Source organism: Frisingicoccus caecimuris, assembly GCF_004340975.1.
Classification (GTDB): domain Bacteria; phylum Bacillota; class Clostridia; order Lachnospirales; family Lachnospiraceae; genus Frisingicoccus; species Frisingicoccus caecimuris.
In genome coordinates, this window is the sequence record NZ_SLXA01000003.1 from 40,798 (window position 1) to 52,713 (window position 11,916).

The window sequence follows — 11,916 nt, forward strand, 5'->3', positions numbered from 1 at the left end:
GAGGTGGCAATGTTCCAACGTAAAGAAAAATATCATGTTTATATTACTCATAATACATACAGAGGGATGTTACTCGAAGCGGGCAGACATCCTGGAAATGAAAGTATTATCCAGATGCCTGGAATACGTATCGGCAATGACTTCTTCTTTGATATGGTGGCGGACAGTGGCATTAACGCCACATATACGCCTGCCATGTGCGAGAAGGACCATGTATACGCTGATCATCTGGCGACGCGGCTTTCTGAATATTATGACTTCTCAAATGGCAAGTTGACAGTGTCTCAGGTCCACAGACATCCGAATGGCTGCCTGCGTTTCAGCCCGGGAGATTATCCGGCGAATATTAAGCTGGCACAGCAGTTTGGCGGTGTAGTCAACGGACTGATTTTTATCGATCCCGAATTCAGGATCAGGTTCTGGTATATCGACGAGAACGGAGATGAGACGGAAGCTGAATATGAAATTAACGATCAAGCCGTCAGGGCTGCGATGCCGCGTATCGATTTACGCAAGCTTAAACAAACAGTAGAACGCAATGAAGCAGCGAGGACAGCGGCCGGAAGAATGGAACGCAGGACGGTAGATGGAAGTGATGTAAGGGAAGCCATCTGTTCAAAATTATCTGGTTTATTTAAGGAAAGTACAGGGGAGGAGAAGTATATGGATAACAGAAAGGACAGAGGATTACAGACAACAGATGCAGCATCAGAAGAGGATGAAATCTTGATGGATGATGCATTTATGGATTTTGAAAAAATGCAGGAAGCACTCAGACCGTACAAGGTGCTGATTCCGGAGGAATATAGAAAGCAGCGATATGAAGGGAAACTGATGGGATATTATTTACCGGAAACGAAAATCTATAACATCGTTCCGGAAGAACTTTATAGTGTCCGAACGGATGCCCGGCCGTTAGGTGTGGCCGTAAGAAGTGAGCATATTGAAAGAAATGCAGGCAGTATCTCCGATCAGTTCGGGCTTTCGCTTGTATGGAACGGTGATGATGCGATGATTTCTATGAAGGACAATATGGAGGTTGAGATTCTTACGGAATACTACGCCTGTCAGCAGGAGGTTTTTTCCAGAAATCAGGGGATCGTGGAAAAAGATAAGATGTCTGCAAAACAGGCAATCATCTCAGGTACAGGTTCCGGAGGGTTCAAGGTTGGTTTGGAGCTGATCAGAGCAGGAATCGGTTCCCTGATCGTTGCCGATAATGATATTCTGGCATATCACAATGTATGTCGCCATGAGTGTGGTATTCATGATGTAGGACGATATAAGGTGGATTGCTTCAAAGAAAGGGCTGCAGATATCAACCCGAATTGCAAAGTCTATACTTTCAGGGATCTGATTCAGCATGTGGATCCGGCTGAATTGGAGAAAATTATCTGGAAAGATTCCATCATCCTCTGTTGTGCTGACAATCGTCACTGTGGATATGTCTGCAATGAGTTGGCTGACAAATACCATATCCCTATGATTGATGCCGGGTGTGGGCCGAGAGCTTCTACAGGAGAGATTTTCTATTATAGACCGGATTCCGGTATGGCATGTTATACTTGTGCTTATGGTGAAGATAAAGGCGTTGACTACAGCAATCAGGCAGTGCGCAGAAGATTCTATGCGACTGAGACAGAACTCGAAAAGCTTCATTTCCAGCCAGGTATGTATCTGGATATCCAGCTCACAGCAATCTTTGAGGCGAAACTGGCCATCGATCTTCTGATGGAGAAAGAAGAAGGCTATGAGCCAAAGCTGCTTCCTTATATTAATCAGTGCACAGTATTGCTTAATTATCCGGTACATCAGGACGTGAATCCATATATGCAGCTGTTTGGAGCCGTGGAAGAGCGCAGGCCGCTTACCTGGAAATCCGGACCGGCGCAGAAAAACGAGTCCTGTTCTTATTGCGGACCGAAGGGCCTGAGGAGGTTTTACACATGAGTTACGTGTTGATCAATGGCAAACGATATTACAAAGATGACCGGACAGGCAGGGCAACAGTGGACAATGTTTCGCAGGCGGAGGCCGATCGAAGAGCACAGAGGACCCGGGGTGCTATGAGATCTTCCGTATCCAACCGCCCGAAGTCGGCGGCTGGATACAGCAGAAGGACAAGTAGTGCAGGCAACAGAACTACCCATACAAGTTTCCCATGGAAGGTTATTATCATCTGTGCTGTGATTGCAATGTTCATTGGAGCATTCCTTTATAATCACTCTCATGTTTCATCTGAAGAAAAAGCAATCACGGATTACATGAATGCCCAACAGGCGAATGCGGCGGATGAGAATGAGGCAGAAGCAACATACCTGATGCCGGATAGTACAGAGAGGTATTTGGAAGCTTCAGATATTGAAAACTATAGCCATGATGAATGAAGGAATGGAAGGGGAATACTCTCATGAGATATTCGGATAAAGATTGGATATTCATTGGCTTTGACGGGGATACTGTTCATATATCTCCGATTATCCAGATGAGCGGAAGCAGTGGACTGAAGAAAATGCTCCAGGGTATCAGCGGCAAAAGCAGCATGACGATTTATCATGTCAATTTTGACATTAAAACCTGTATGAATGTGGGAAATGTAAATCTGCCACGGAATGTTTCGGAAGTAGATATTGTTATCGAGTTCAAGCCCGAAGAGGATGGCGGAACGGTAACTATCTGCAATACAGATCAGGTGTGGAGTTATAGTGTGAAGGAAAACACGCAGAGGACACCTTCAACAGATAGAACCAGGGATATTGTAGATAAAGATAAAGTCCGTCAGCTTGAACAGAAAAAGCAGACGAAAATTGTCTGGCCGGATGAGTTGGCTGCAGAATTAAAGCGTGACATTTATGGACAGGATGAGGCAATTAAGAAGATCAGTGAATTGATTTCAGCAAATCTTCGCAGAAAACAGCCTGAAGTGGAGGTCATCGTCCTCTTTGGTCCGACTGGTGTGGGTAAGACGGAAGTTGGTAAAGCTCTTCCTGGGGCACTCGAAAAGCTGACAGGACAGGCATATGGTTTTCATCAGATCGCATTAAATGAATTTATCGGCGAGCATTCTGTGAATCGGTTCTTTGGAGCCCCACCTTCTTATGTGGGCTACAAGGATCCAACAGTATTTGAACCCGTCCGTTCCAATGCTTATCAGGTTTACCTGCTTGATGAGATTGAGAAAGCGACTGACAGAGTCTATACCGGATTGATGGAATGCTTTAGCAGCGGTGTGGTGCATCTGGCAGATAACTCGCAAGACATCGACCTTAGCCATGTGATTTTCATTATCACGAGCAATATTCCTGTCGATATGAAGGCATATAATGAGGCATCTGCATTCCGAAAGAAGGAAATTTGCAGAAATACTCTGGCTAAGGCCTGCGGGCACCCGGAAATTGCCGGTAAGATTACGAACTGCCTGGCTTTTCAGGAGTTGCCCGTAGATGCTCTTACGGATATCGTCAGTAAATTTGTTGTAGAGGAGCTTCAGAACTACGAGATGGAACTGGAGCACATGGACGAAAAACTGATGGTACAGTTGAAAGAACAGCACAGCAACTATGGCGCCAGAGGTGTCAAAGATGCAGTGAGAGAGGCTATCACAGCAGCGACAGTATATGACCGCAATATCGGAAGATACAGGGGAAAGAAGGTAACGCTGTCGGGAAATATTGAGGATATTGTGATAACGATCGTTCAAGAGGAAAGGTAAAGATCGGAATAAAGGTGATAGTCGTTGGTATTTTCAATGGTTCATACAGATATAATATGATAAAATGAGAATATCATATCCATTAAGGAGAGCAAGACATGTTTAACGTGATTAAAAATAAAGGAAATGTGGTTCGAGCTTATCAGCTGGGAAGGGATAGCGCAATAATAAATGAGTTAATTGCAGGCGGTAAAATTGAGAATCTGGGAGATGGAAACTATGCAGTCCATTCTCAGGAAGCAATCAATGGAAATGTGGGCGGAGAAGTGGCTAAAGCCGGTGATTGGATCAAAATCGATAGCAGCGGCTGTCCTTACCCGAATGATCAGGTCTATTTTGAGGCGAATCATTGTCATATAGAAGGTGATATCTATGAGCAGATTCCAAAACCTCTTCAGGCCTGGGATGCAGAATGTGCGATGTGTCCGGAAGTGGCATTCCTGGTTGAGAAGAAGGGGTTGATTATCAATGAGACCTCTACAGCACAGCGCTATTCGGCAGAACTCTGGGGAACAAAAGAGGTAGCTGCAGCAGATGCGGTCATTGTTTTTTATAGCATTTCCCGCGATAACAACGGTTGCATCATAGACGCGGATTTTAATTTTGTGGAACGGGGCGAGTTTAATAAAATATACAGTGTAGTCCAAAGCAATTAGAAAGTTTCCGCTAACAAGATACCAATAGGTGTAAATACAGGGGGGATGAAAACATGGCGAAGATTGGAGTATATCGATTGCGGATTTATGATCTGCTATATGAAAAACCAATCTGCAATTATGCAGAAGGCACCGGGAAAAAGAAACAGAGCAATGTCTTGATTCTCGGAACCGGTTGGACCGGTAACGAGGCGTTCAAGGCAGCCTTCTGGGCGGGACAGGCACTGGATACAGAACTGAATATTACAGTTGCTTCTCAGAATGCAACAGCCTATAAGGAACAAGTTTTGTCGACAAAGTCGGATGCTTATATGCCGGCACTGAAAAAGTATGCGGAACAGAAGCATTATGCGAATCTGAAGTTTATTGATATCGATGTAGAAGAGGGGTTAGATGCTGCAGGATTGGCACCACTTGATTTTGCCGCAAACAGATATAATTATATCATCATCTCTCTTGGCGATGCAGAACATAACTGGCTGGCGGCATCAGAATTGATCACACAGATTGGTGCAGCACGATCCGAAAAGGAATCGAGTCCGTTCGGAGTTGTTGTAAATGTTTTTGACGAATTCTCTGATAATATTGGGGCGGACGAACAGGCAATGCTGGAGGAACATGGCGAAGAGAACGGCATTGAGGTCCATTTCTTTGGAAATGAATCTGTCATCGGTACAGAATTGGAGCGCATTGCCCGCAACATTAATTTTAGTTACGGAATGAAATATGATCAGCGTATAAATAAGAAAAAATCCGATGAGCAGTTTGAAGCGAGCCGTATGGCGGAGTTTGTGGAATCGCCGATGGATTATGAGATCGGAGATGTTAATGTGGCGGCGAACTTTATCGGGGCGAAATATGCGGCAGATTCTTCGTTTGCATCCGTAGTTCATATCCCGGTAAAACTGGCCATGTGTAAGGACTCCGAACCGAAAAAGAATCCTCTTAATATCCTGAAGGAGGCCATTCGAAAGAAGAACAAGTTGTATTGGAAACTGGTCGCGCTTGAACATCGACGTTGGAACGCATATACCGTGACGCGCGGTTTCCGTGCACCGACACTGCAGGAAGAAGAAACGCTGTTGTATCGGGATGGCAATACGCATCAGGATAAACAGAGATTATTGCATATGTGTTTGTGCGATTGTGGTGAGAAAGCGTCCCTGGATAATGAATTTGACTATCAGTATGCTTTATGGCTGAAAAAGAAATGTCCGGCAAATGATCCCTCCGAACTTGACAGGGCCAGTCTGAGAGCACACCAGCTCACAGAAAAATTGTCAGAGAAGATTGATTCCGATGCAATCTTGAGACGGATTGTTGGAAACAATACTGAATACTCGAATCTCAGACGTTCAATCTTGAAGCTTGTCAATGATGAGGACAATTCATTGGTGCTCTATCAGAAATCATTTGAAGCAGCAAAAGAATATGCTGAGAACATTTCCGGGGAGGAGGTTCATCAGCTGGATGAGGCAGATGAAATGCTTTCAGTTGTCAAAATCAGAAATGCCAGAATGGATTTCTTCAGTCTTGATGAGCAGCTTGTGGAAATGCTGCCATTTGTGCTATGGTACGGCAACAAATACGGAACGGTTATTACGATCAGTGACGGTATGTCCACGACCATGCATGATGTGATCATTCCGACTTTGTTCTGTGCTCAGAATGCAGTGTTTATTGGCAAGGCCGTTAGCAGCAGAAAATATCAGGAAGCAATTTCAACGTATTTTGAAAGCCGCGGAGGCAATATAACGCCTCAATTTATAGCATTATCCTCTATGGATATGGACACAGTTTATGAATGTCTGGAGGAACAGATTGAAAAATACGGCCATCATGATCTGATTATCAATTGTGTACCTAATAAAGGATACGATGCTGTGCTTGCGGTCGGAAGGTTGATTGAAAAGTATCCGAGAGCCATTAATGCTGTTCAGTATCTTCCAGAGAAAGGAATCCTGTCTTTTTCTGCGGATAAAAATATCGGCGTGGGTCTGGATAATAAGAATTTTTCGCTGTCAGAATACATACAGCTTATGGGCGGAAGAGTGGAAAATGAATATGACAAGCTTTATGATACCAGAGAATATGAGTCACTTATGGAGCTGTTCAAGAAATACTGTGAACCGACTCGATACAAAAAAGGTGATGGAAAAACACAGGGAAGTTTTAATACCTGGGCGGTTGTGACTAAATTTTTTGCCCAGTCAGCGAAAGACACTCACTATGAGGATAAAATAAAAAAGAATCTGGAAGGCGATGTACTACAATACACAGGAACTTTTTCTGAAAATGTTTTCCGTGACTCTATGATTGGAAATACCTTGAGTCAGTTGCAGGCATATCACATTATTCAAGGGTACAGTGACTGTACTGCAGATAAAGTAGTGACTGTCCGTTTTGAGTATGTGAATCCTGAAATCGCAGCTTTAATGCACCAATTTGAACAGGACACTATTACAGAAGAAGATACATACAAGTCCTTAAAATTCATTCCAATGAATGGAGGCTTGAAGATTTCGAATCGCTATGTGCAGCAGGCACCGATACTGGCAGAAGGGGAAACGGACGCCCATAGAAAAGTCAAATTAGCCTTTCTGCAGGATCTTTCCAGGCGAGGTTATATTATCAATTTGGCTATAGATGACAATGGAGATACGGTATCCTTTGTATTTCGGGATGATTCAACGATGCACCTTATAAAGACACAGGGACTGATTTTCGAATTGGTTGTGTATTATTTGATGCGTGAATCTGGTCAGTTCGATGATGTAGAGACCGGAGTGAAAATTGCCTGGGACGCAGAAGATGTCCCTCAGAAACAGCAACTATTGGAAGAATTGAACATGAGCAGCTTCGGTGATTTGGGTTATAGCAATTACGTGCGGGCGAGAGGTGAAGTGATCAGGCACGCCATCATCCAGGAGGGGCAGTCCGTTAAAAATGAGGTTGATATCATTGCATTAAGAGGAATGAATGCAACAATGGTATCTTGTAAAACATCCGACAGTGACAACATGCAATGGGTTTATGAAATCAAAGCAGTGTCGGATCACTTCCAGTCCACAGGTGTTATGGCAGTGGCTTCGGACTATACCGAGAAGAACAGAGCATCGTTTGTCGAACGGGCAAAGCAGATGAATGTACCGTTATGGGGGACGGAGACGCTTTGGAACCCGAAAAAGATGAGGGCACAACGAACTTAGATTACTGGAATAATAGGGTAAACCTAAAAGAAGGCGGCATCTGCCTATCATGATATCTATCAACGGGACTGCCGCCTTTAGTTTAGATTTTGATCCAGTTACAAGGTCTTTTCTTTAGATGTGGGATGAAGCCATTCCAAAGCTAATAACTTTTGAGTATCTCGTATATTTAATAAATCATAGGTGAAAAAATCTTTGTTCATGCCACATTTGGCTAATAATTCATCTTGAAGGATTTGCAGGTCATAATAGGAGCATATGCACGGATGCAGTTTGGCCACAAACAGTTGTGGGCGAGGGTTGCCATTCTCATAAGCAAATACAACATCATCGATAGAGGCAGGCATCCAACCACGCGAGATCATCCATTTTACCCAACGGGCATGCTCCCACTCGGCTATTTTTTGTTCTTCGTTTGCTCTTTCTTTAGACGATAGAAATCTGCTGAAACGATTCGAAAGTGCTTTTAACTGATTCACCGAAGAAAAAACAGTGGATTGGCAAATACTCCATGCCGCAGGGATAATTTGATTATGCTCATCATCTTGAAATTGAAATATACGATAAGGCATACTTAATGCAGATGAATAGGAACTATCCTGATTGTATTGCCTTAAGTAATATTCATGGGTGGCTTTTTTCCAATGATCCGTTTGATTGATGACATCGTCCAAAGTGACGCCATTGTATTGATAATGAATGCAGCGAGCTAATTCTTCAAAGGTTCCTCCGGTAATATTATTCCAGGAATAACGCTTAGATATTTCTCCAAATGGAATAAGATTCCATGTATTAAACCAGCGATCTCCCTCATCTTCCTGTTCGACGACTAATTCTTTGCTGAGCCAGGATAAATTATCATCTTTGCATAGAAAAGCGACAGGTGAAGGCACAATGAATTCCTGTTTCTTGTTTGCAAATACACTGTTTCTGATCAGGAGTTCTTTGATCTTCATTGCAAGAGATAGATTCTCTTCATCGGAGTCTGTTGCAACAACAAAATAATTATATCGTGAGACATTTAACAATTCTGCAATTTGACGGTATAGTGTCGGCGATGAATAATCAATATCTATTCCTTTAATGTCTGGAAATTCAATGCCATCAATATTCAAATTGCCTTTGGCCATACCTGGGTATTGTGATTTGATATTCATTACAAATTGTTCCCCGGCATTGGCAAGGACAGTTATTCTATTTTCGATAAGATCATCTTTGAATCCCATCATCCAAAACGCTTCCCGAACAAGCCATTCTGCTACGCGGGTATCCCCCAAGACGGTAAAGTTTAAGATTGGCCTCTCCTGTCCTGTTTGAATTGCCGGTAAATTGAAATTAATTGATTTAACCGGATAGAATAGCGGATGGAAAGATAGTAATTGCTGTGCCGCTTGTTTATCGTCATCTAAAATGTAAACGGCTATCTTATAATTTGCTAAATGACTTAATGCGGTATCGACAAGAGGTTTTGCCTTTTCAAAGTCATGTCGTATAAATACCTCATAATATTCTACGGATTCAGGAGACGAGTCCTTGATTAACTGTAAAAGAGAGAAGAAATCCTGCATATTTTTCAGTGGATGATCATCAATAAATAAGAATCTGCAATGGCAATTGTCATAGATTATTTTTTCAATAGATTCGAGATTGAACTCGGTAAGATCATCATTCCACGAATGAGGAATTGTTTTAGCAAAAGTTTCGGAATAAATATTTCGTGTATTTACAAAGCAAGTTCCTTCATTAGCTGTTTCGGGCCGCTCATATTGAGGTTCCACCGAAACATTGTTGGAAGCATTCCAATCATCTTTAGCCAAAGGATAACCAAGACGATGGCTTAAGCTGAGGTAATCCTGGGCAGTTTCTCCTGATGGAGAAATATAAAGTCCGATTTTGATGTATTTATAAAGCATATAACTTGCTTCCCCGCGGTAGTTCTCATCTACCGAAGGAGAAAAATGAAGGATTTTCTGACAATTCTCACAGCATTCTTTTACAAATCTGGGGTCAGTTTGCTCAGAACCGTAAAAAATGGAGCGGGAGCGCGCTAACAATTTAATTGCCCTTTCTTCATTCTTCAAACGTATCGCTTTTTTATTGCCACATTCTACAGCTTTATTTAAATAGGCTTCGAAAAGTTTCTTGTTATCCAACTGGTAGGCGCGTTTAGCCAGAAGATAATTTGCTTCTCCTTTTTCAAAAGGTGTTTTCAAAGGAAACACCAATTTATCCTCCAACTCTTTTAAAGTTCCCTTTTTTTCTTCTACCAACTCACGTGCTTTCTCCAAAGCTAAGGATTCCTCATGTTTGGGTAAAGGTGGGAGTATTAAATCTTGTAATGCAAAATCGTTTTCCTCGAAAGGCTTACCACAACCGAAGCAGAATAAAGTAGAAGCGATCGCAGATAGTATGGCTAATGTGAGCGAATATTCATGGGCATCATTTAATGCAGACAACCTCTCCATGAGTTGCAATGGGGTATCAGGAATATTGCGTAAAACCTCATCGATTGCAAGCTCTAAAGGTTCGTTGTAATCAGTATCCGGCCCTGATACAGGAATGAGTTCTTCCCAAATGGATTTGAAAGCTACTATATCCGGATGGGTCTTATAATCCCAGTCTTCTCCAGATTTGTTTTTCTGTGTAATGAAATAATCCCTTACATTTTTAAAGCGGGAATGTATGCCATCCTTAGCATAATACATATATCCGATGTATTTTTTGACACTGCTGGACTCTGTGTCTCTTTCGGGGGCAAATGCTGTAATATATAGTTCTCCCTTAATATGAGTATCAGATTTTGTATCAGAAACTCGCATGAACATTTTATCCATAAATTCTTTTTGTTTCATGGTCTTCTTACACAAATCAGGATTGCAGCATATTTCTTGATGCAATTTAGCCCAGGTGATGCCGAGGCTTTGGTCTCGCATGGAAAAAGCATATTGTGCCATATATCGTACTCCTCTCTTACAGTTTCTCAGTTTCAAATTTCTGTTTCTATGGTGGGATTGCGATGTTTTCCAAAGAAACAGTAAATTTTTCTTGTATCAAGTGAGACATTAAAACGCTCATCATAAGTGTAACATAATATTCCTGATTTGTATTAAAAAAAAGAAGGAGGATGCATCTATGGATAGAAGGAAATTGCGTAAGCAGCGTCATAAGAAGTTAGGCAATGGAAAAGGAAAGAAGGTGGGATTTTCCGAGTCGATTGGTTTGAAGATTATCGGCTGTAGAGACGGACGAAAAGGTTTTCCTCGTCTGACAGGTGATAATGCATGGTATTCCACCTTTATGAACCGTGAAGTGAACAGCTATGAAGAATTTTGCAGCCACATCTGGGGCAGTCTTCAGATTGAAAATGAAGATGAATTCACAAGACTGGAACAACTAATGGACGGAATCCGCCAGAAGAAAGAACATCTGGAAGCTGCCAGATACGATTTTCAGGTTGCCAGTCAGAGAGAGAAAGAAGGGGAGACTTTCAGAAAAAAAGGCGAAGATAAGCTCACAGATGCGCAGGTTAAGACAAGACGTAAGGCGGAGAAAGAGAAAAATCTGGCTCCGTTAAAGAGCAAGGTCGCAGGTCTGGAACAGGAGCTTAAGGAGGCAGAAGAAGCGTTCTCTGGTCTACATAGCAAGTTGATAGAAGATGATAATACGACCAGACTGATCTGTCATCGTGTGAAGGATCACATACTTATGCGCATTGATGTGTATTGGAATTCGGCGTTGATGCGTCATCCGGAGGGAGCGGACATGCCAGTAATCCCGACATTGGAACTGAGAAATGATGCTGAGGAAGCTTATTTACAGCCTCATAAGGAACTGATGAAACGCGCAGCTACAATTCATGAGGCGATTCAGGATGAGGCTCATAAAAGAGAGGTGGCTTAAATGTTTGGAAGAAAGAAACAGGAACAGGGTCTGTTTAACACGATGGATGATTCCAGGGTTATGGTACATGACTTTACCCGTCGCTATCTGTACGAATCCTATCGCTCTGTAGATTACAGAGTATTCCATAAGCTTTGTGAGGAAGAGATGAAGCCGAAGTTGGATCAGCATCTGGAAGCATTGATTGCCGGAGAGGTGGATGATGCAAATGGTGATATGCTCGATAATATTATTTTTGGCCCATATCGTGAATCTGTGCCGGAGCTTGGTGTTCAGAGACTGAATCATAAGGATATGAATCGACGTCTGGCAGCCCGCAGAACAGCCGACCGTGAGGATTTCGTAAGGCTGGGATTCGAACGCCAGGAAGAACTGGCGCGATTGGAAGAAGAGTATAAAGAAACCTGTAACAAGATTATGGCTGCAGAGGAGGGTTAAG

Annotated in this window: 8 protein-coding genes; 7 read left to right on the forward strand and 1 reads right to left on the reverse strand. The window is 42.6% G+C overall.

Going from position 1 to position 11,916, the window contains the following annotated elements; genetic code table 11:
* Window positions 1-9: 9 nt before the first annotated feature.
* From EV212_RS04320 to EV212_RS04340, 5 genes are all read left to right on the forward strand, one after another.
* Complete coding sequence (locus EV212_RS04320; protein ID WP_165873294.1) at window positions 10-1,950, forward strand: HesA/MoeB/ThiF family protein; 1,941 nt, start codon at window positions 10-12, stop codon at window positions 1,948-1,950.
* The gene (locus tag EV212_RS04325) at window positions 1,947-2,387 is read left to right on the forward strand and encodes a hypothetical protein (protein WP_132089438.1); all 441 of its coding nucleotides are present in this window, start codon (window positions 1,947-1,949) and stop codon (window positions 2,385-2,387) included. Before EV212_RS04320 ends, EV212_RS04325 begins: the two co-directional genes overlap by 4 nt.
* 23 nt (window positions 2,388-2,410) lie before the next feature.
* Window positions 2,411-3,712 (forward strand): AAA family ATPase, encoded by a 1,302-nt coding sequence (locus tag EV212_RS04330; RefSeq protein ID WP_165873295.1) that lies wholly within the window; start codon window positions 2,411-2,413, stop codon window positions 3,710-3,712.
* A gap of 98 nt (window positions 3,713-3,810) precedes the next feature.
* Window positions 3,811-4,368 (forward strand): hypothetical protein, encoded by a 558-nt coding sequence (locus tag EV212_RS04335; RefSeq protein ID WP_132089444.1) that lies wholly within the window; start codon window positions 3,811-3,813, stop codon window positions 4,366-4,368.
* A 53-nt stretch (window positions 4,369-4,421) separates the two neighbouring features.
* Window positions 4,422-7,577, forward strand: coding sequence for a hypothetical protein (locus tag EV212_RS04340; protein ID WP_132089447.1), 3,156 nt, complete (start codon window positions 4,422-4,424; stop codon window positions 7,575-7,577).
* 98 nt (window positions 7,578-7,675) lie between these two features.
* On the opposite strand, the gene EV212_RS04345 is transcribed toward EV212_RS04340, so the two are convergent.
* The gene (locus tag EV212_RS04345) at window positions 7,676-10,531 is read right to left on the reverse strand and encodes a hypothetical protein (protein WP_132089450.1); all 2,856 of its coding nucleotides are present in this window, start codon (window positions 10,529-10,531) and stop codon (window positions 7,676-7,678) included.
* Between the two features lie 178 nt (window positions 10,532-10,709).
* Here EV212_RS04345 and EV212_RS04350 point away from each other — a divergent pair, with 178 nt between their 5' ends.
* On the forward strand, window positions 10,710-11,477 hold the full coding sequence (locus EV212_RS04350) for a hypothetical protein (protein WP_132089454.1): 768 nt from the start codon (window positions 10,710-10,712) through the stop codon (window positions 11,475-11,477).
* Window positions 11,478-11,915, forward strand: coding sequence for a hypothetical protein (locus EV212_RS04355; protein WP_132089457.1), 438 nt, complete (start codon window positions 11,478-11,480; stop codon window positions 11,913-11,915).
* The last annotated feature ends 1 nt before the right edge of the window (window position 11,916 follow it).